Raw genomic sequence first — 19,808 nt, forward strand, 5'->3', positions numbered from 1 at the left:
TTCTACTTTAATGCCCCTGATCTTATGATCTCATCCGCTAAATTTCTTATCATAGATGTATGATCTAGAAAGAAGGTTTTGTCATTTGGTAAATGTGGCTGATACAACAGTGTTTTGGCTACTGGTGCGCTTAAGATCACATTTATCAGTTCAAGCTCAGGCGGAAAAGTAAAATAGAGTTTTGGCTTAGGAATTTCATTTTGAAAGAGCCTTTGTGCGTAAAATTTACTGAAATTTTCATTTTTTGGTAGCTTTATCTCTTTAAAGAGTTCAAGCGGTAAAAAGTAGCGCGCTAGTGCGTGAAGTCCGTGCGCGAAGATGTAGAGGCGTTTTTCAAATTTAGGTGCATCTGTCCTGCCAAAAGTGGAGCAAAATTTCTGCAAATGCTCGCTCATGGCAGCCGTGTCCTTTTCATGCAAGGCAAGTACAAATTTAACTGCTTCTCTTTCATTTGCTGGCTTTTTGGACTCTGCAAAAGTGTGAGCCTTTTCTAGGGCTGGGGCAAGCAAATTTTCATCTTGCCAAAGTATCGCCGTGAGCAGATCATGCATAACACATAGAAATTTATAGCCGTTTTTGCTAGGTGGCAAGCCTTTTGGAAAGATCCTTGCCATACTATCTGTGTCGCCACAAGCGATAGCAAAAAACGCAGGGATCAGCTTCTCACACTGGTCATATCCGCCGCTACATCCTGGGAGTAAATTTAGCTTAGCGTATTGAAAGATAAGATCATTTAGTGCCTCAGCGTCGCCATCAGCTAGGCACTTCTCAAGGCAAAAGTCGTAGCGTCTGGCTCTTGAAAAAGAGAGTAATCGTATGAGCTCACATAAAAAGTCGTAATCGTTTAAATTTTTCTCTTTTATCTCGGCGTAAATGCTTGCATACTCGTCTAAAAGTAGCTCTTCATCGCTTTTTGGTGGTTTTTTGGTTTTGAAAATGTTAAATAAGCTTTCTAAAAATGACATTTTGCGTGCTCCTTAATTTTGCTAATTTTAGCCAAAAACGCCTAAAATGGCTTAGTTTTTTTGGCTCACAAAAAGTTAATTTTAGCGGATATTTTAACCGCATTTTGGCTATAATCGCCCAAATTTAAGCAACCCTAGGACAAAAATGGCAGGCGAAGATCAGGAAAAAACCGAAGAAGCGACCCCCAAAAAGATAGAAGACGCCAAAAAGGACGGCAACGTCCCCAAAAGTCAGGACCTATCAGGCTTTGTGACCCTAGTTATTGCTATTGGTGTGTTGCTTGCGATGCTAAATTTCATGAAAGATCAGATCATCTCGCTTTATATCTACTACTCTAAATTTATCGGTCAGCCACTGACATTGCCAACGGTAAAAATGATCGTCGTAAATACCTTTGGCAGGGCACTTCTGATGATATTGCCAGTTTGTATCTGCGTCGCGGTCGCTGGCATAATCGCAAATGTAATGCAGTTTGGTTTTATATTTACCACAAAGCCCATAACACCAAATTTTGGCAAGATAAATCCACTAAAAGGGCTAAAAAATTTATTTTCTATGAAAAAGGCGATCGAGAGCGTCAAGATCGTCGTTAAAGTAAGCATCGTCTTTGGAGTTGGATTTTACTTTTTCTTGCAGTTTATCAAAGAGCTTCCACACACGCTATTTTTGTCGATGTTTGACCAGCTTGCGTGGCTAAAAGAGAAGCTCATCATCTTAGTTAGCGTCATGCTTTTTATACTTTTTGTGATCGGCCTTGCTGACCTGCTTATCGTGCGTTTTCAGTATTTTAAAGACCTTCGCATGAGCAAGCAAGAGATCAAGGATGAGTATAAGCAGATGGAGGGCGACCCACAGGTAAAAGGCAGGATCCGCCAAGCACAAATGCGTGCAGCTAAGCGGCGAATGATGCAAAATATCCCACAAGCTGACGTCGTCATCACAAACCCAACTCACTATGCCGTGGCGATCAGATACGACAAAAGCCGCGACGAAGCACCGATAATACTTGCTAAAGGGGTTGATTTCTTGGCGCTTCAGATAAAAAAGGTAGCGGTTGAAAACGGAGTGCAAATTTATGAAAATCCACCTCTTGCAAGGGAGCTTTATAGAGTTTGTGAGGTCGATGATACGATACCAGCACATCTTTTTAGAGCTGTGGCTGAAGTGCTAAGCTTTGTTTATATGAGCAATAAGCAGAAATTTAAAGATAAACTTTGATGAAGAAATTTCTTGCCACCAAAGGGCAGCAAGAAATTTATCTATTATAGATAGCCAAACGCAGTAGCGAAGATATAGCCAAATATACAAGAGACTATAACGCCGATAAGGCCTGGGAAGATGAAGCTGTGGTTGATAACAAATTTACCAATGTGTGTTGTGCCACTTCTATCAAACTGAATGGCCGCAAGGTCGCTTGGGTATGTTGGTAGGATGTAGTATCCATAGCAAGCTGGTGCAAAGGCTAGGATTACAGCAGGATTAACGTCGATGTTTAGTGCTAATGGCACGAATGCAACCAAAGCTGCAGCTTGAGAGTTAACAAATTTAGAGATGATAAGTAGCATAACCGCATAGGTCCAAGGGTGTTCTTTTACGATGCCACCTAGTGCTTCTTTCATCATCGGAGTATGCACTGCAAACATTGTCTCAGCCATCCAAGAGATACCAAATACCGCAACAAGAGCGATCATACCTGATCTAAAGATCTCGTTTTTACCGATCTTGCTAGCATCTGTTGGAGTGAATATCAAGATGATTGCACCTGTTAAAAGCATGAAAATTTGGATAACATGAACCATGCTTAGGCTCTTTGAAGAGGCTAGTTTGTTGCTTATGTTGATATAAGCACCTTGAAATTCCTCTTTTGCGCCTTTTTCATTTATATATGTTACTGCACCATCAGCTGTGCGAGTAAGAGTTTGATTTGCATCTTTGCCGATGATTTTGACTGATTGAGCTTTTTGATTTGAGTTTAGCTTGTCGTTTGAAACTTTTAACTCAGCAGCTTCAGTTTGGATGCTGGCGTCTTTTATTTTTAAGGTTTTTAAGACTTTTTGCTCAGTTGGAAGGTTTGCTACTATTTGAACGACTGTTGCGTCTTTATAGGTAGGCCAGCTTGGGCGAAGATCTTTAAAGTATCCAAGAAGTGCGACTACAAGGATAGATCCTAAAAATATCCACATTGCAGCCCATTGGTGCATAGGAAGTTTTTTGCCTAGAAGTGTTGCGCTGTCGCCATAAACGTATTTTTTAAACTCAGGGTCTTGAAGCTTTGCTTGAAAGACTTCATCTTTATCAAGGTCTTTGCCTCTAAACCAACTAAAAATTCCTATCGCCAGAACGCCACAAAATGTTGATGGGATAGTGATCTTTAAAAGGTCCAAGTATCCATCAAAGCCAGCTAAGTGAGTTTTAGCATTGATAAGAAAGCTAGTAAGGGTTACAACAGCGACTGAAACTGGGCTAGCGATGATACCCATTTGTGAAGCGATAGAGCTTGCAGCCATTGGACGCTCTGGGCGGATGCCGTTTTTGATAGCGATATCATAAACGATAGGAAGCACGGTATAAACAACGTGTCCAGTTCCGCATAAAATAGTAAGCGTACATGTTACAAATGGAGCTAAGATACTTACATATTTTGGATTTTTTCTAAGTATGGTTTCTGCTATTTGAAGCATAACGTCAAGACCGCCACTAGCTTGAAGTGTAGCACTTGCCACAACGACAGCAAGGATGGTTAGCATAACATCGATGGCAGGCTTACCAGGTTCGATGTTAAATCCAAAAACGAGAACTACAAGACCGATACCGCCCAGCATACCAAGCGCTATACCGCCTTTTTTAGCTCCGTAGAACAAACAGATAAGGACGATGAGAAGCTGGATAGCAAACTGCACGCCTTCACTTAAATTCATGAGAAAATCCATGAAACCTCCTAAGTTAAATGTAAATTTAATGTTGATTATATCTCTTATGAATTGAGATTAAACTTATATTTTAAGATTAATTTGACAAAAGCGAGAGTTTTGCATTAGTTAAAAGCTTGTTGATAGGTCATCTTGGTCTATTTTTTTTGTATCATCGCCACTCTTTATAAATTTATAAATTTTACTTTGTATAAACTATAAAATCTAAATTTTTCATGCTTTATTTTTAAAAATTATTAATATAAAAATTTAAGTTTTTTATATGCTTGTAAAAAGTTGCGAGGCGCTATCATCTGTGTTAAAATCCACGAGATAAATTTAAAGGGATAAATTTGAGAGAAAATACTAAAGAAGCGATACCTTTATCTATAAACAAAAGCAGATTTAGCCAAAATAAAAGAGTAGTCTGGTCGGTGATCGGCATTATTGTTTTGGTGATGGAAATTTATATTGCGATTTTTATTAAAGGTGGTTTTATAAGACATTATATTGGCGATGTGTTAGCTACTGCGATGCTTTATGCGTTTGGGCGAGCTGTATTTAGGGTGGCTCCTATAAATTTAGCCATTTGCGTCTTTGTCATTTCGCTTTTTATAGAAGCCGCGCAATACCTCAAAATTCTTGAAATTTTAGGTGTGAAAAGCTCAATATTACGGATAATTTTTGGTGGGACCTTTGACTGGACGGACATTATTTGTTACTTGGCTGGCTGCATTTTAGCTTTTCTGTTTGAAAATTTATCTATGCAAAAAAGCAAAGCTTGGTAAATTTAGATACCTATTCATATATGCTTTTTATTTTAAAATCAAATTTGACTAGCTCGATCAAATTTAAACGAGCTAGCCAAAATTTGCTCTATTTTAACTCGCCCCAGTTTTTCGCGATATTTAGCGATGTTTTAAGTGGCACATTTAACGTGTAAATTTCCTCCATCGTCTTTTGCGTTGCCCTGCCAAATTCCTGCGCAAATTCGTCTTTTACTTCAAAGATCAGCTCGTCGTGGATCTGAAGCAACATTTTTGCGTTTTCATCTAAATTTGCTCTAACTTTTACCATCGCCATCTTAACTAGATCTGCCGCTGAGCCTTGAAAGACCGTATTTACCGCCTCGCGCTCAAACATAGCTATTTGCATAGGCGTAGCGCTTTTAAAGTCAAAGTAACGCCTTCTGCCAAGTAGTGTCTGCACAAAGCCGTCGTTTTTGGCTGAAATTTTTATGCTCTCTAAAAACTCTTTGATCGTCTCAAACGCCTTAAAATAGCGCTCTATATACTCTTTTGCCTCGGCTCTTGTGATATTTACTTGATTTGCCAGTTTGCTTGAGCCCATGCCGTAAATTAGGCCAAAATTTATACTCTTTGCCACGGCTCTATTTTGTCCGTCGCTGCTACCAAATATGCTAATAGCCGTCCTTGCGTGGATATCCTCGTCATTTTTAAACGCCTCAAGCAGCGCAGGATCACGGCTAAAGTGAGCTAGCAGCCTAAGCTCGATCTGGCTGTAGTCAAGCCCCACAAAGCTATATCCTTCGCGCGCCTCAAAGCACTCTCTGACATCTTTTGCGAGACTGCCGCGAGCTGGGATATTTTGTAAATTTGGATTTTTGCTTGAAAGCCTGCCAGTGCTCGTGCCAGTTTGCAAAAAACTCGTGTAAATTCGTGAGCCCTCATCCTTTTTCGCAAGCGCTAAAAGTGGCTCGCAGTAGGTGCTTTGCAGTTTATATAGCTCTCTGTAAGCCAAAATTTTCTCTATCACTGGGTGGGCGTCTACGAGCTCAGCTAGCACGCTCTCATCGGTGCTATATCCTGTTTTTGTCTTCTTTTTGCTTGGAAGTTTTAGATGCTCAAAAAGTATGACACCAAGCTGTTTTACTGAGTTTATATTAAAATTTTCGCCGCTTAGCTCGTAAATTTCACTTGTTAGCGCCTTTAGTTTGGTGTCGTTTTCAAGGATGAGCTTTTGCATTTTGGCTTCATTTATCTTGATGCCATTTTGCTCCATGTCAAAGAGCGTAAGGATAAAAGGAAACTCGTGTGTGTCGGCAAGGGTCAGTAAATTTTTATCAAGCGTATTTTGAAAAGTTTTATAAAATTTAAGCGTTATCCAAGCATCCTCGCTCGCGTATTTAGCGGCATTTTCTAGCGGCACATCGCCAAAAGTCTGCCCCTTTTTGACCACATCTTCAAATTTGATCGTGTCGTAGTCATAGAGCCTCTTTGCTAGCGCGTCCATGCCAACGCTCGAGTTTGGATCGCTAAGCCAAGCAAGTATCATCGTATCTTTAAAATTTGCTGGAGGGTTGAGCCCAAGGTTGTTTTTCACGATCTCAAAGTCATATTTTAAATTTTGTCCGATCACGTAGCCTTTATAAATCTGCCCTACCGCCCAAGTGGCAAATTTTAGGTCTATTTGCTTTGGCGCGCCTAGGTAGTTGTGAGCTACTGGCACGTAGTATGCGTCCTCGTCGTTAAAGCAAAAGCTAAAACCAACGATCTTTGCGCTCTTGCTATCAACGCTCGTGGTCTCGGTGTCAAAGGCGACGATAGTCTCTGGCGTAACACTAGAGAGCAGTTTTTCGATGCTTGCCTCATCAAGTAGTAAATTTGCTCTAAAGCCAAGCTTAAATTCAGCATTTTCCTCTTTTTGTAAGCTCTTAAGAAGCCTGTTTAGATCGTACTCTTGTAAAATTTCTGAGATGTTTATCAGAGGATTTTGCTCTGGAAATTTAGAGTGCTCAAGATCAAGCGAAGTTATAGCGTCATCAAAGAGCGTGGCTAGTTTTTTGCTCAAAAACGCCTCGTCTTTTGCGGCTGCAAGCATATTTTTGGTGCGCTCGTTTCTAACAAGGGCTAAATTTTCATAAATTCCCTCTAAGTTGCCATACTCGGCCAAAAGCTTCTTAGCTCCTACTGCGCCGATACCTTTGACGCCTGGGATGTTATCTGAGCTATCTCCTGCGATCGCTAAAAAGTCCCTCACTTGCGCTGGATAGACGCCATACTTTTCAAAGCAGCTAGCACTATCGTGGTCGATCTTGCTTTGTGGGCTGTAGATGCTCACTTTGCCGTCTTCTATGAGCTGGTAAAGGTCTTTATCGTGCGTGACTATTCGCACAAATATATCTTTATCTTTGCAAATTTTAACCGCACTTGCGATGATATCATCAGCCTCGTAGCCCTCGCGGCTAAGGCTGTAAAGCCCCATTTTTTCTATCATATCTATACAAACTGGCAGCTGCTCTTTTAGCTGTGCTGGTGGCTCGCTTCTGTTTGCTTTATATTCGCCCAAAATTTCATGGCGCAAGGTCTTGCCCTTGCTATCAAGTGCGAAGATGAGGTAGTCGCTTTGGTACTCATCTTTTAGGCTTGCTATGAAATTTGCAAAGCCACTTATCATGCCACTTGGTTTGCCATCTCTGTTTTTAAGCCCGCTCATAGCGTAGTAAAGCCTAAAAAAGAAGCCAAAAGTATCAATAATCGTAAGTGTTTTCATTCTCTATCCTTTTGCGCCATTTTATGAAATTTAGGCAAAAATTTGGCTGATTTTCTAAATTTATAAGATGCTAAAAACAAAGTGAGATTTTAAACGCAAAACAAATTTTAATCATTTAAAAGATATAATCTCGCCTAAAATTCAAACTAAATAATAGATAAATTTAAGGTAAAAAATGTTTATAGATAGCGTGAAATTAACCCTAAGCTCAGGCCATGGCGGAGCTGGTGCAGTAAGCTTTCGCCGCGAAAAGCATGTTATTTTAGGCGGTCCAGACGGCGGTGACGGCGGTGACGGCGGTGATGTATATTTTGTCTGCGATAACAACACCCACACACTAGCAAACTACAAGGGCAAAAAGGCGATGAGAGCAAGCGACGGCGAGGCTGGCATGGGCAAAAGAATGACTGGTAAAAAGGGCGAGAGCTTAGAGCTCATCGTGCCACCAGGAACGGCGGTCTATGATGCGCAGAGTAATGAGCTGCTTTGTGACATGGTAGAAGAGGGGCAAAGGACGCTATTTTTAAAAGGTGGCAAGGGCGGACTTGGAAATTTCCACTTTAAAAACTCTATCAACCAAGCCCCAGAGTATGCTCAAAAGGGCATGCCAGAAGAGAGCGTAGAGGTCAGGCTCGAGCTAAAGCTAATCGCTGACGTGGGCCTTGTTGGCTTTCCAAATGTTGGCAAATCAACCCTAATTTCAGCCGTCTCAAACGCCAAACCACAGATCGCAAACTATGAATTTACCACGCTTACGCCAAAGCTCGGACTTGTCGAGGTCGATCAGTTTAGCGGCTTTGTCATGGCTGACATCCCTGGTATCATCGAGGGCGCTAGCGACGGACGCGGCCTTGGCGTGCAGTTTTTAAAGCATATCGAGAGAAATAAAATTTTGCTTTTTATGATAGATAGTGCAAATTACAGAAGCATGAGCGAGCAGTTTAGCGTGCTAAAAGAAGAGGTCGCTAAATTTTCAAATGTGCTTGCCAGCAGGGACTATGCTATCGCGATCACCAGAGTCGATGCGGCTGAAAATTTAGATGAAAATATAAAAGAATTTATGAAAAGCATAAATTTAGAACCAAATCAAGTTGGTAAATTTGTCTATAAGCAAGACCTATACAGCTTTGACGCGAAAAAGCCATACTTTGTTTTGCGGGTCTCATCAGCGGCAAACGAGAACATCGATGAGCTTAAATTTGCACTGCTTGAGCTGCTAAAAAAAGAGCTTTAAACTTAAAAAATTAAGAAGATAAAATGAAGAAAGTTTTTTGCATTATGCTATTTTGTCTTGGTGCATATAGCTGTGATCCAGCGGATCCAGCATATATGTTTTTAGATTTTAATGACATAGATCGCGACGGCATGCTAAATTTAGATGAGTGGAGAGCATGTAAGGCGCCATCTGAACTAAAAATAGCGCCAGATCTATGCACTAGTGATGAATTTAAAAGGCTGGATCTTGATCGTAGTGGCAAAGTTAGCGTTAATGAGCTAAGAAATTTAGTATTTCAAAAGATTAGCTGGCAGAAAGATCCATGCGCCTCTTGGCCGCCAAGCAGGCAAAACGCAGATCAAAATAAAAGTCGTTGAAATTTAAAGGAAAGTGATGAATGTAGTTTTTATGGGGACGCCTGATTATGCTGTTAGGATACTTAGGCACCTAAAAGAAGCTGGCTTTAATATAAAAGCGGTCTTTACCCAGCCTGATAAGCCAGTTGGCAGAAAGCAAATTTTAACCCCAAGTGAGGTCAAAATTTACGCTCAAAATGAGCTAAATGGCGTGCCAGTCTTTACTCCACATACGCTAAAAGATGAGGCGGTGGTTGCCGAGCTAAAGGTATTTGAACCTGATTTTATCGTGGTGGCAGCTTATGGCAAAATTTTGCCACAAAGTGTGCTTGACGTCGCCACCTGTATAAATTTACACGCTTCGATCTTGCCAAAATATAGAGGTGCAAGCCCCATTCAAAGCGCGATCCTAGCAGGCGAGAAGCAAACTGGTGTCACAGCTATGCTAATGGACGCTGGTCTTGACACTGGCGATATGCTGGATTTCATCTACACACCTTGCGAGAGCAAGATGTCAAGCGAGCTTTTTAGTGAGCTAGGCGAGCTTGGTGGTGAGCTCATCGTAAAAGTGCTTAAAAATTTTGAAAATTTAAAGCCACAAAAGCAAGATGAGAGCAAGGCTACGCACTGCAAAAAGATAAGCAAGAGCGACGGACTTTTTAGCTTTGATGAAGAGGCGGGGCAAATTTATAATAAATTTCGTGCGCTCACACCTTGGCCGGGGCTTTATTTAGCAAGTGGGCTAAAAATTTTATCGCTTGAGCTAAGCGAAAAAAGTGGCAAAAGTGGAGAAATTTTAAGCGTAGAAAAAGATCACGTTGTGGTTGCTTGTAAGGGCGGAGCGGTCAAAATTTACGAGCTTCAAGAGCCAAGTAAAAAGCCAACAAACGCAAAAGCATATATAAATGGTAAGCGTCTTAGTGTTGGCGACAAGATAGAGTAATAATCAAATTTAATAGGAGAAAATATGAAAAATGCGCTAAGTATAGCAGGTGTTGATCCAAGCGGCGGAGCTGGGGTTTTAGCTGATATAAAGGTCTTTATAGCACACGGCGTATATGCGATGGGAGCGATCACGGCGGTCACTGCTCAAAATACAAAGGGCATATTTGGCATGCAGCTAGTTGAGACCAAGCTCATCGAGGATCAGATCAAGGCGATATTTGATGATATAAGAGTTGATGTGATAAAAATAGGCGTCGTCCCAAGCGTTGAGATCATCAAAAGCGTCGCAAAAACGCTAAGAGAGATCAAAAATTTACCGCCAGTCGTGCTTGACCCAGTCATGAGCTGTAAAAATGGCGACATCTGGCTAGAGGGCGCTGCAAAAGACGCGATCGTGGAGGAGCTTTTTCCACTTGCAAGCGTGATCACGCCAAATATCTTTGAAGCACGTGAAATTTTAAAGCGTGAGCTAAAGGGCGAGAGCGAGCTGAAAGAGGCTTGCAAGGAGCTTTTGAAATTTGGCACAAAGAGCGTCTATCTAAAATGTGGCGAGATAGAAGGCAAGTCGCTTGATATATTTTATGATGGCAGCGAGTATGAAATCTTTAGCGACGAGCGCATAAATACGACTGCGACACACGGCTCAGGCTGTTCGCTATCAAGCGCGATCGCATCAAATTTAGCAAATGGACATAGTTTAAAAGAGAGCGTGAAAAAAGCGCATGATTATATCTTTAACGCTATCAAAAACGCAGTTATTATCGGCGGCGGACAAAATCCGGTAAATCACTTTTATAAATTTAAGGTGTGATTTGAAGGTTGAGTTTATCCAAAGTCTGCCTTCGACGCAGGAATTTTTGATAGACGTCCTAAAAAACGGCGAGATAAAGCCACCGCACATGGTCGTGGCATACAATCAAACAAAAGGGGTCGGCAGCCGCGGCAACAGCTGGGAGGGGCTTGGTGGAAATTTATTTATGTCATTTTGTGTAAGCGAAGATGAGCTGCCAAGCGACATACCTCCGCCCTCGATCTCGATATATTTTTCTATGTTGATGCGTGAAGTCTTGAGTGAGCTTGGCTCAAAGTGCTGGCTAAAATGGCCAAATGATTTTTACGTGGACGAGCGTAAAATAGGTGGCACTTTGACAAATAAAGTGGATGAAATTTACATTTGTGGCATGGGGATAAATTTAGCTAGTGCGCCCGAAAATGCGGGCATTTTAGACATAAAAGCTAGCGTAGATGAGCTAGTTTGGGGCTTTGTTAGCATGCTTGATAAAAAGATTTTATGGAAGCCAATTTTTAGCAAATTTAGGATAGACTTTTGCAAGTCAAAAAGTTTTATTACGCATATTGCAAATAGAGCTGTTTCGCTTCAGGATGCTGAAATTTGCGAGGATGGAGCGATATTATTAAACGGGGAAAAGGTATATTCTTTAAGATGAGCGAGATAATAACAATAGCTAACCAAAAAGGCGGCGTTGGCAAGACCACAACGGCCGTAAATTTAGCCGCATCACTGGCGGTTGCTGAGAAAAAAGTATTATTAATAGACATCGATCCGCAGGCAAATGCGACGACCGGACTTGGTTTTAGCAGAAGCGACTACGAGTTTAACATCTACCATGTCTTAACAGATAGGAAAAAACTCTCACAAATCGTGCTAAAAACTGAGATCCCAACGCTTTTTCTAGCTCCGTCAAACATCGGACTTGTCGGCATCGAGCAAGAATTTAACGATCAAAGCAAAGACTATAAACTAATCCTTAAAAACAAAATTTCAGAAGTTGTAGATGACTATGATTTTATCATCATCGATAGTCCTCCGGCACTTGGCAGCATCACGATAAATGCTCTTAGCGCAAGCGATAGTGTGATCATCCCGATCCAGTGCGAATTTTACGCACTTGAGGGCTTGGCGCAGATCCTAAACACAGTCAAGATCATCAAAAAAACGATAAATCCAAAGCTAAATATAAAGGGCTTTTTGCCGACTATGTTTAGCTCGCAAAATAATCTCTCAAAAGAGACTATTGCAAATTTAAAGCAGCATTTTGAAAATAAGCTCTTTAAGAGCAAGGACGGTAAAGAGGAATTTGTAGTCGTTCCAAGAAATGTAAAACTTGCAGAAAGCCCAAGTTTTGGCAAGCCGGTGATACTTTATGATATAAAATCACCAGGCTCGATCGCATATCAAAATTTGGCATATTGTATTTTAAACTAAAAAATAAGGAAAAAAATGGCGAAAAAAGGTGGATTAGGGCGCGGACTTAGCGCGATACTTGAAGATGTAGAGCAGGCCTACAGCAAAGAGATCGCAAATTTAAACGACTCTGAGATAGTCGAAGAGATAAATATAGATAAAATTTTACCAAACCCTTACCAGCCAAGGACGCATTTTGACGAAGAGGCTTTAAAAGAGCTAAGTGCCAGCATCAAAAGGCACGGACTAATACAACCAATAATCGTCATCAAAAAAGATGACGGCTATATGCTAATAGCTGGTGAGCGTAGATACCGCGCCACAAAGATGCTCGGAGCAAGCAAGATAAAGGCGATCATCGCTGATATCAAGTCTCAAAATTTAAGAGAGCTTGCGCTTATCGAAAACATACAACGTGAAAATTTAAATCCAATCGAACTTGCAAAGTCATATAAAGAGCTTATAAACGAGTATAAGATCACGCAAGATGGCCTAGCAAACATTATCCACAAGAGCAGAACTCAGATAACAAATACGATGAGACTTTTGCTACTTAGCGACTACACGCAAAGACTTTTACAAGAAGACAAGCTCACGCAAGGTCACGCTAAAGTCATCGTAGGACTTAGTAGCGAAGAAGAAAGAATGGTCGTTGATACGATCATTGGGCAAAAGCTAAGTGTTAGAGATACAGAAATTTTAGTAAAAAAGATAAAAAATAAAGAAGAAGTAAAAGAGCCAAAGCCTCAAATTTCAGAGGAGATGAGCAAAAAATTATCAAATTTACAAGAAATTTTTAAAAATTTGAAGATAAAAACAAAAGTAAAATCTAAAAATTTAATATTAGAATTTAGCGATATTTCGCAGGTAGAAGAATTTATCGCTAAGCTAAAATAGAATTACAAATTTATTTTTATTTTTAGTAATTTATTGTAAAATCAGACTTTGATTTGAATATTAAATAAAACTTAATAACAAAATAAGGAGAGTGGATGTTAGAAATAGATGTGCCATTGATGCTTTTAACGGCTATCGTTCTCTTTGTCTTGATCGCCATTTTAAATCCTTTGCTATACAAGCCAATGCTTAAATTTATAGATGACAGAAATGCCTCTATAAAAAATGACGAAGAGAGCACTAGCAAAAATGCAAGCGACTTAAGCGTTCATGAAAAAGAGATCGAAGAGATCATACAAAATGCAAGATCCGAGGCTAACAAAATAAGACAAGAAGCCTTAAATTTGGCAAAAGAAGAGTCTTTAAAAGAGATAAATGCGGTAAAAAGTAGTTTAGAGGCTGATTATAATGAGTTTTTAAACGCTTTAAGCTCTCAAAAAGATAGCCTAAAGGCAGATCTATCAGCTAAACTACCTGAGCTTAGAGCAGCTTTAAACGCTAAGCTCTCTAAAATTTAAAGGAAATTTATGAAGATAAAAATTTTATTTTTTCTAGCACTTCCATTTCTAGCATACGCTAGCGAGCATGGTGAAACAAACTACGACATAGTCGAGAGAACGCTAAACTTCTTACTTTTCTTTGCTATTTTGGTCTATTTTGCTGCTAAGCCACTAAAAGCTCTTTATCAAAGCAGGATCGACAGGATCGCAAATAAGCTTGAGAGTATCCAAGAGAAGCTTCGTGAGTCAAAAGCTAAAAAAGATGACGTTTTAAAGCGTGTAGAAGAGGCTAAGCAAAATGCAAATGCTCTAATCGAGACTGCGAAAAAAGAGGCTGTAAATTTAGCTGCCAAAGTTAAAAAAGAGGCTCAAAACGATATCGCAAATATCGAAAAAGGCTACAAAGAGCAAAAAGAATTTGAAGAGCGCAAGATGACAAAGGGCGTTGTAAATGAAATTTTGAGCGACATTTTCTCAAGTGATAGCCTAAAAGTCGATCAAAAAGAGCTTGTAAATATCATACTTAAAAAGGTTAGCTAATGAATGAAGTAGTAGCTAAAAAATACGTAAAGGCGATCTTAAGCGACGTAAAATCCAATGAACTTAATGCATTTGTTGAAAATTTATCAGAGCTAGCTGCTGCTTTTGCTAGCGATAAATTTAAAAGCATTATAAGTTTGCCAACACTAAAGGCTTCACAAAAGGTTGAATTTGTACTATCTTTGGTTAAAAATCAAGATACTAAATTTGCAAATTTTATAAAGCTTCTTGGTGCAAACAAAAGACTAGAGCTTATCCCAGCGATCTTAAACGAGATGAAGATAGAGCAATCTTTGCTTGAAAATACATATCGCGGCGAGGTCATTGGAAATTTTGATCTAAGCGCTGAGCAGCTAAAAGCTTTGGAAGAGAATTTCTCTAAGAAATTTAACTCTAAGATCAAGCTTGATGGTTCAAAGAGCGATTACAACGGTGTAAAAGTTGAGTTAGATGATTTAGGTGTCGAGGTAAATTTCTCTATCGACAGACTAAAAAGTCAAATGAGTGAATATATATTAAAAGCAATTTAAAAAGGAGTGAAAGCGTGAGTGCAAAAATTAAAGCTGACGAAATTAGCACGATAATCAAAGAGCGTATCGAAAATTTTGATTTAAGTGTTGATGTAGAAGAGACCGGTAAAGTCATCTCAGTCGCTGATGGCGTTGCTAACGTTTATGGTTTGAAAAACGTTATGGCTGGTGAGATGGTAGAGTTTGAAAGCGGCGAAAAGGGTATGGCTCTTAACCTTGAAGAGAGCAGTGTTGGTATAGTTATCCTTGGAAAAACTAGCGGTATTACAGAAGGAAGCTCTGTAAAAAGACTTAAAAAACTTCTACGTGTGCCAGTTGGCGACGCATTGATCGGCCGTGTTGTAAATTCACTCGGTGAGCCAATCGATGCAAAAGGTCCAATCGAAGCTACTGAATCTCGCTTCGTCGAAGAAAAAGCAAAAGGTATCATGGCTAGAAAAAGCGTTCATGAGCCACTTCAAACAGGTATCAAAGCTATCGACGCACTTGTGCCAATCGGTAGAGGCCAAAGAGAGCTGATCATCGGCGACCGCCAAACTGGTAAAACAACAGTTGCTATCGATACTATCATTAACCAAAAAGGTCAAGATGTCATTTGTATCTACGTAGCTATCGGTCAAAAACAATCAACCGTTGCTCAAGTCGTTAAAAAACTTGAAGAATATGGCGCTATGGACTATACAATAGTTGTAAATGCTGGAGCTAGTGACGCAGCTGCGCTTCAATACCTTGCCCCATACGCTGGCGTAACAATGGGCGAATACTTTAGAGATAACTCTCGCCACGCGCTAATCATCTATGATGACTTATCAAAACATGCGGTTGCTTACCGTGAGATGTCTTTGATCTTAAGAAGACCACCGGGTCGTGAAGCTTATCCTGGTGACGTTTTCTACCTTCACTCAAGACTTTTAGAAAGAGCAAGTAAGCTAAATGACGCGCTAGGTGCTGGATCTTTGACAGCTCTGCCTATCATCGAAACTCAAGCAGGTGACGTTTCAGCTTATATTCCAACAAACGTTATTTCTATTACAGATGGTCAAATTTTCCTTGAGAGTGACCTATTTAACTCAGGTATCCGCCCAGCGATCAACGTTGGTCTTTCTGTATCTCGTGTCGGTGGTGCAGCTCAGATCAAAGCTATCAAACAAGTTTCTGGTACGTTAAGACTAGACCTTGCTCAGTACCGCGAACTACAAGCCTTTGCTCAGTTTGCAAGCGACCTTGACGAGAGCTCAAGAAAACAACTAGAGCGTGGTCAAAAGATGGTTGAAGTACTAAAACAACCTCCATATTCTCCGCTTCCAGTTGAGAATCAAGTAGTTATTATATTTGCTGGTGCTAAGGGTTATTTAGATGACATTGCGACTGCAAATGTAACAAAATTTGAAGCAGAGCTATATCCATATATCGAGGCAAAATACCCTGAAATTTTTGAGCAGATCAGAACTAAAAAGGTTCTTGATAAAGAAGTAGAAGAAATTTTACATAAAGCGTTGAAAGATTTTAAAGCGACTTTTGCCGCTAACTAGGGCTAAGATATGTCAAATTTAAAAGATATAAAACGAAAGATCAAGAGCGTCCAGAACACTCAAAAGACGACGCGTGCAATGAAGCTTGTCTCAACAGCAAAGCTTCGCAAAGCTGAAGAAGCTGCACGCTACTCTAGGGTTTATGCACTTAAGATCAACGAGGTTTTATCAGAGATAGCTTATAAGATCAATCAATACGCTTCAGTTATGACTGAGAGCAAATTTTTTAACACTGAAAAGAGTGTTGAGAAAGTTGATATTATATTTGTGACAGCTGATAAAGGACTTTGCGGTGGCTTTAACGTCCAAACCATAAAGACAGTTAGACGCATGATCGATGAGCTAAAAGCCAAAAAGATCAAAGTTAGACTAAGAGCTGTTGGTAAAAAAGGCATAGAATTTTTCAATTTCCAAGGCGTTGAACTACTTGAGACTTATGTCGGGGCTAGCTCATCACCTACATATGAAAAAGCTCAAAAGATCATAAAAGATGCTATTGATGACTTTACAAACGGCATAACAGATAAGGTTGTGCTAATACACAATGGCTATAAAAATATGATTTCTCAAGAGATCAGAGTAAATGATATTGTGCCTATTGAGCCGTCTAAGATAGTTGCGGTTGAGACAAATTCTTTGATGGAATTTGAGCCAGAGGACAACTATACTAAGATTATGGATGAATTGCTCAATAAATATTTTGAGTATAGTATGTATTATGCTTTAGTTGACTCTTTGGCAGCTGAGCACAGCGCTAGAATGCAAGCTATGGATAATGCAACAAACAATGCTAAACAACGCGTCAAACAGTTAAATCTTGCTTACAATAAAGCAAGACAAGAGTCTATTACCACTGAGCTTATCGAGATCATCAGTGGTGTTGAATCAATGAAATAAAAGGAGTATGAATGAAGGGTGTTATTAGTCAAGTTATGGGCCCTGTGGTCGATGTTGACTTTAATGACTACTTGCCGAAGATCAATGAAGCTATCGAAGTTTTCTTTGAGGTTGAGGGCAAGAAACATAAACTAATATTAGAAGTTGCTGCTCACCTAGGTGATAATAGAGTTAGAACGATCGCTATGGATATGAGTGAGGGTCTGACTCGTGGCTTAGAGGCTAAAGCGCTTGGTGCACCTATAAGTGTGCCAGTTGGCGAAAAAGTTTTGGGTAGAATTTTTAACGTAGTTGGTGATTTGATCGACGAGGGCGAGGGTATAAATTTTGATAAACACTGGTCTATCCACCGCGATCCTCCTCCATTTGAAGAGCAAAGCACGAAAAGTGAAATTTTTGAAACTGGTATCAAGGTAGTTGATCTTCTAGCTCCTTATGCCAAGGGTGGTAAAGTTGGTCTATTTGGTGGTGCTGGTGTTGGTAAAACGGTTATTATTATGGAGCTTATCCACAACGTTGCGTTTAAACATAGCGGTTACTCTGTATTTGCAGGCGTTGGTGAGAGAACTCGTGAAGGAAATGACCTTTATCACGAAATGAAAGAAAGTAACGTTTTGGATAAAGTTGCCTTGTGCTACGGCCAAATGAACGAGCCACCAGGAGCAAGAAACCGTATCGCGCTAACTGGTCTTACAATGGCTGAGTACTTCCGTGATGAGATGGGACTTGACGTTTTGATGTTTATTGATAACATCTTCCGTTTTTCTCAATCAGGTGCAGAGATGTCAGCTCTACTTGGACGTATCCCGTCAGCTGTTGGTTATCAGCCAACTCTTGCAAGTGAGATGGGTAAATTCCAAGAGAGGATCACATCAACCAAAAAAGGTTCGATTACCTCTGTTCAAGCTGTTTATGTTCCAGCTGACGACCTTACAGACCCAGCTCCTGCAACTGTTTTCGCTCACCTTGATGCTACGACAGTTCTTAACAGATCGATCGCAGAAAAAGGTATCTATCCAGCTGTTGATCCACTTGATTCAACATCAAGAATGCTCGATCCTCAAATTTTAGGAGCAGATCACTATAAAGTAGCTCGCGGCGTTCAAGCTGTGCTTCAAAAATATAAAGACCTTCAAGATATCATCGCTATCCTTGGTATGGACGAGCTTAGCGAAGAAGATAAGCTAACAGTTGATAGAGCAAGAAAGATAGAGAGATTCTTATCTCAGCCATTCTTCGTTGCTGAAGTATTTACAGGTAGCCCTGGTAAGTATGTAAGTCTTGACGAAAATATCGCTGGCTTTAAGGGAATTTTAGAAGGTAAATATGATCATTTGCCAGAAGCAGCATTTTATATGGTCGGAAATATAGATGAGGCTTTAGCTAAAGCTGAGAAACTTAAGGCTTAAATTTAAAAAGGAAGCGTAATGGATAAATTACATTTAGAGATCGTAACTCCTCAAGGTCAGATATTTAATGATGACGTGAGTAGTGTAGTGCTTCCAGGTAGCGAGGGTGAGTTTGGTGTTTTGCCAAACCACGCCTCATTAATATCTCTTTTAAAAGCAGGTATTATAGATATAGAAGATAAGCATAAAAAGCATGATGTAGTTGCTATTAACTGGGGCTATGCAAAGATCGATGAGGGCAAAGTAGTTATACTAGCTGACGGTGCGGTCTATGTCTCTGGCAATAGTGAAAGCGAGCTTGCAAATTCATTAGAAGCTGCTAGAAATTTGATAGAGAGTATGAGCAGTGATACAAATGCTTTTGCAGCAACTATATCAAAAATGGAAAATGTAGTGAGAGCAAGATAAGTGGGCGGAATAGATATATTTTTAAATTACATTCAAAGAAGTAGTTTTATTACAATTATAGTTTTAACTTGGTTGTCAATATATTTTATAGTTAGTTTTACAATTCTTTTTTCAAGAATGGCTGGCATAGGGGCTTGGCAAAAACGCGAGCAAAATGCGCTTGAAGCATTGCTTATGGGCGCGAAAAATATACCAAATGACTCATCTTTAAAGAAGTGTGCAAGTGGTAGAATTTCGAAAGAAAAGCTAAATGTTTGCATAAGCATTGCCGAAAAAAATGCTACAAGTGGGCTTACATGGCTTAGTGTAATAGCTTCTACTTCTCCATTTATCGGTCTTTTTGGAACAGTCGTATCTATCTTGGAGACATTTTCACAGCTAGGAAATGGTGCAGGCTCATCTCTTGGAGTTATAGCCCCAGCTATCTCTGAAGCGCTTGTCGCTACTGGATGCGGAATTTTTGTTGCGATCCCAGCATATACATTTAACTTGCTTATAAAAAGAAAAGCTTACGAATTAATGAGCGTTATCGAGCGTCAAGCTGACGTTATGATAGCACTTAAAAAAGATGACGAGACGTTATAGATGGCTCTTAAATTTGACGACGAAACACCAGAGTTAAACATAACGCCTCTTGTTGACATCATGCTTGTTTTGTTGGCTATTTTAATGGTTACAATGCCAACTATAACATATCAAGAAGATATAACATTGCCAGATGGCTCAAAGGCAAAAACATCTACGTCTAAACAAAAAGATCTTATAGTGTCTATAAATGCACAAGGACAAGTTAGAATAGATCAAAGTACAATGAGCCTTGCTGAACTTCCAGATAACATTGCACTAATGAGTGCAAAATATGACAAAACCTCGCCTATATACATAAAGGCTGATAAAAATTTAAAATACGATGATGTTATGTTTGTATTAAAGACTTTAAAAGGTGCTGGTTTTAATAAAGTAGCTTTAGAGACAAACGGTTAA

Annotated in this window: 21 protein-coding genes; 18 read left to right on the forward strand and 3 right to left on the reverse strand. The window is 39.8% G+C overall.

The features are described 5' to 3' along the window. Positions 1-2 precede the first annotated feature (2 nt). Positions 3-965: a hypothetical protein gene (locus tag UNSWCS_RS00675; RefSeq protein ID WP_021086847.1), complete on the reverse strand. Its 963-nt coding sequence runs from the start codon at positions 963-965 to the stop codon at positions 3-5. A 145-nt stretch (positions 966-1,110) separates the two neighbouring features. Between UNSWCS_RS00675 and flhB the strand changes: the two genes are divergently transcribed. After that, positions 1,111-2,184 (forward strand): flagellar biosynthesis protein FlhB, encoded by a 1,074-nt coding sequence (flhB, locus tag UNSWCS_RS00680; protein ID WP_035143308.1) that lies wholly within the window; start codon positions 1,111-1,113, stop codon positions 2,182-2,184. 44 nt (positions 2,185-2,228) lie between these two features. Here the strand turns inward: flhB and UNSWCS_RS00685 are convergent, their stop codons facing one another. After that, positions 2,229-3,896, reverse strand: a complete 1,668-nt coding sequence (locus tag UNSWCS_RS00685; RefSeq protein ID WP_035143311.1) for an anaerobic C4-dicarboxylate transporter — start codon at positions 3,894-3,896, stop codon at positions 2,229-2,231. 332 nt (positions 3,897-4,228) lie between these two features. On the opposite strand from UNSWCS_RS00685, the gene UNSWCS_RS00690 reads away from it, so the two are divergent. Then, complete coding sequence (locus tag UNSWCS_RS00690) at positions 4,229-4,663, forward strand: DUF2809 domain-containing protein (RefSeq protein ID WP_021086883.1); 435 nt, start codon at positions 4,229-4,231, stop codon at positions 4,661-4,663. 88 nt (positions 4,664-4,751) lie between these two features. Here UNSWCS_RS00690 and polA read toward each other — a convergent pair whose 3' ends face one another. Further along, on the reverse strand, positions 4,752-7,388 hold the full coding sequence (polA, locus tag UNSWCS_RS00695) for a DNA polymerase I (protein WP_021086872.1): 2,637 nt from the start codon (positions 7,386-7,388) through the stop codon (positions 4,752-4,754). A gap of 175 nt (positions 7,389-7,563) precedes the next feature. On the opposite strand from polA, the gene obgE reads away from it, so the two are divergent. The 16 genes from obgE to UNSWCS_RS00775 all read left to right on the forward strand — a co-directional run bounded on the left by obgE (position 7,564) and on the right by UNSWCS_RS00775 (position 19,808). After that, a complete protein-coding gene (gene obgE, locus UNSWCS_RS00700) occupies positions 7,564-8,622 on the forward strand; it encodes a GTPase ObgE (protein WP_021086876.1) in 1,059 nt (352 codons plus the stop codon). 23 nt (positions 8,623-8,645) lie between these two features. Continuing rightward, positions 8,646-8,981 carry a GDP-mannose dehydrogenase gene (locus UNSWCS_RS00705; RefSeq protein WP_035143312.1) on the forward strand — a complete coding sequence of 112 codons (336 nt, stop codon included), beginning with the start codon at positions 8,646-8,648 and terminating at the stop codon, positions 8,979-8,981. Positions 8,982-8,997: 16 nt separating this feature from the next. Next, the gene (gene fmt / locus UNSWCS_RS00710; protein ID WP_021086885.1) at positions 8,998-9,903 is read left to right on the forward strand and encodes a methionyl-tRNA formyltransferase; all 906 of its coding nucleotides are present in this window, start codon (positions 8,998-9,000) and stop codon (positions 9,901-9,903) included. Between the two features lie 24 nt (positions 9,904-9,927). After that, on the forward strand, positions 9,928-10,716 hold the full coding sequence (gene thiD / locus UNSWCS_RS00715; RefSeq protein WP_021086868.1) for a bifunctional hydroxymethylpyrimidine kinase/phosphomethylpyrimidine kinase: 789 nt from the start codon (positions 9,928-9,930) through the stop codon (positions 10,714-10,716). Between the two features lies 1 nt (position 10,717). Next, positions 10,718-11,353 (forward strand): biotin--[acetyl-CoA-carboxylase] ligase, encoded by a 636-nt coding sequence (locus tag UNSWCS_RS00720; protein WP_021086856.1) that lies wholly within the window; start codon positions 10,718-10,720, stop codon positions 11,351-11,353. Next, positions 11,350-12,132 (forward strand): ParA family protein, encoded by a 783-nt coding sequence (locus UNSWCS_RS00725; protein ID WP_002939402.1) that lies wholly within the window; start codon positions 11,350-11,352, stop codon positions 12,130-12,132. The genes UNSWCS_RS00720 and UNSWCS_RS00725 overlap by 4 nt, the downstream gene beginning before the upstream one ends. A 15-nt stretch (positions 12,133-12,147) precedes the next feature. Continuing rightward, complete coding sequence (locus UNSWCS_RS00730) at positions 12,148-13,008, forward strand: ParB/RepB/Spo0J family partition protein (protein WP_021086870.1); 861 nt, start codon at positions 12,148-12,150, stop codon at positions 13,006-13,008. Between the two features lie 95 nt (positions 13,009-13,103). Next, positions 13,104-13,526 (forward strand): FoF1 ATP synthase subunit B', encoded by a 423-nt coding sequence (locus tag UNSWCS_RS00735; protein ID WP_009294346.1) that lies wholly within the window; start codon positions 13,104-13,106, stop codon positions 13,524-13,526. A gap of 9 nt (positions 13,527-13,535) precedes the next feature. Further along, positions 13,536-14,048: a F0F1 ATP synthase subunit B gene (locus UNSWCS_RS00740; RefSeq protein ID WP_021086879.1), complete on the forward strand. Its 513-nt coding sequence runs from the start codon at positions 13,536-13,538 to the stop codon at positions 14,046-14,048. Beyond that, positions 14,048-14,578, forward strand: coding sequence for a F0F1 ATP synthase subunit delta (locus tag UNSWCS_RS00745; protein WP_021086853.1), 531 nt, complete (start codon positions 14,048-14,050; stop codon positions 14,576-14,578). The genes UNSWCS_RS00740 and UNSWCS_RS00745 overlap by 1 nt, the downstream gene beginning before the upstream one ends. A 14-nt stretch (positions 14,579-14,592) precedes the next feature. Next, positions 14,593-16,110 carry a F0F1 ATP synthase subunit alpha gene (gene atpA / locus UNSWCS_RS00750; RefSeq protein WP_021086865.1) on the forward strand — a complete coding sequence of 506 codons (1,518 nt, stop codon included), beginning with the start codon at positions 14,593-14,595 and terminating at the stop codon, positions 16,108-16,110. 9 nt (positions 16,111-16,119) lie between these two features. After that, entirely contained in the window at positions 16,120-17,007 is an 888-nt protein-coding gene (atpG, locus tag UNSWCS_RS00755) for an ATP synthase F1 subunit gamma (protein ID WP_021086861.1), read from the forward strand. A gap of 11 nt (positions 17,008-17,018) precedes the next feature. Beyond that, positions 17,019-18,416: a F0F1 ATP synthase subunit beta gene (gene atpD, locus UNSWCS_RS00760; RefSeq protein WP_002939420.1), complete on the forward strand. Its 1,398-nt coding sequence runs from the start codon at positions 17,019-17,021 to the stop codon at positions 18,414-18,416. A gap of 18 nt (positions 18,417-18,434) precedes the next feature. After that, on the forward strand, positions 18,435-18,824 hold the full coding sequence (gene atpC, locus UNSWCS_RS00765; protein ID WP_002939398.1) for an ATP synthase F1 subunit epsilon: 390 nt from the start codon (positions 18,435-18,437) through the stop codon (positions 18,822-18,824). Beyond that, entirely contained in the window at positions 18,825-19,409 is a 585-nt protein-coding gene (locus UNSWCS_RS00770) for a MotA/TolQ/ExbB proton channel family protein (RefSeq protein WP_009294341.1), read from the forward strand. After that, positions 19,410-19,808, forward strand: coding sequence for a biopolymer transporter ExbD (locus tag UNSWCS_RS00775; RefSeq protein ID WP_002939405.1), 399 nt, complete (start codon positions 19,410-19,412; stop codon positions 19,806-19,808).

Source organism: Campylobacter concisus UNSWCS (assembly GCF_000466685.1).
GTDB lineage: Bacteria > Campylobacterota > Campylobacteria > Campylobacterales > Campylobacteraceae > Campylobacter_A > Campylobacter_A concisus_A.

Bases quoted from the DNA above. Each gene is read 5' to 3' on its own strand.
- UNSWCS_RS00675 (WP_021086847.1), bottom strand. From the start codon at position 965: ATGTCATTTTTAGAAAGCTTATTTAACATTTTCAAAACCAAAAAACCA.
- flhB (WP_035143308.1), top strand. From the start codon at position 1,111: ATGGCAGGCGAAGATCAGGAAAAAACCGAAGAAGCGACCCCCAAAAAG.
- UNSWCS_RS00685 (WP_035143311.1), bottom strand. From the start codon at position 3,896: ATGGATTTTCTCATGAATTTAAGTGAAGGCGTGCAGTTTGCTATCCAG.
- polA (WP_021086872.1), bottom strand. From the start codon at position 7,388: ATGAAAACACTTACGATTATTGATACTTTTGGCTTCTTTTTTAGGCTT.
- obgE (WP_021086876.1), top strand. From the start codon at position 7,564: ATGTTTATAGATAGCGTGAAATTAACCCTAAGCTCAGGCCATGGCGGA.
- UNSWCS_RS00705 (WP_035143312.1), top strand. From the start codon at position 8,646: ATGAAGAAAGTTTTTTGCATTATGCTATTTTGTCTTGGTGCATATAGC.
- fmt (WP_021086885.1), top strand. From the start codon at position 8,998: ATGAATGTAGTTTTTATGGGGACGCCTGATTATGCTGTTAGGATACTT.
- thiD (WP_021086868.1), top strand. From the start codon at position 9,928: ATGAAAAATGCGCTAAGTATAGCAGGTGTTGATCCAAGCGGCGGAGCT.
- UNSWCS_RS00725 (WP_002939402.1), top strand. From the start codon at position 11,350: ATGAGCGAGATAATAACAATAGCTAACCAAAAAGGCGGCGTTGGCAAG.
- UNSWCS_RS00730 (WP_021086870.1), top strand. From the start codon at position 12,148: ATGGCGAAAAAAGGTGGATTAGGGCGCGGACTTAGCGCGATACTTGAA.
- UNSWCS_RS00735 (WP_009294346.1), top strand. From the start codon at position 13,104: ATGTTAGAAATAGATGTGCCATTGATGCTTTTAACGGCTATCGTTCTC.
- UNSWCS_RS00740 (WP_021086879.1), top strand. From the start codon at position 13,536: ATGAAGATAAAAATTTTATTTTTTCTAGCACTTCCATTTCTAGCATAC.
- UNSWCS_RS00745 (WP_021086853.1), top strand. From the start codon at position 14,048: ATGAATGAAGTAGTAGCTAAAAAATACGTAAAGGCGATCTTAAGCGAC.
- atpG (WP_021086861.1), top strand. From the start codon at position 16,120: ATGTCAAATTTAAAAGATATAAAACGAAAGATCAAGAGCGTCCAGAAC.
- atpD (WP_002939420.1), top strand. From the start codon at position 17,019: ATGAAGGGTGTTATTAGTCAAGTTATGGGCCCTGTGGTCGATGTTGAC.
- atpC (WP_002939398.1), top strand. From the start codon at position 18,435: ATGGATAAATTACATTTAGAGATCGTAACTCCTCAAGGTCAGATATTT.
- UNSWCS_RS00775 (WP_002939405.1), top strand. From the start codon at position 19,410: ATGGCTCTTAAATTTGACGACGAAACACCAGAGTTAAACATAACGCCT.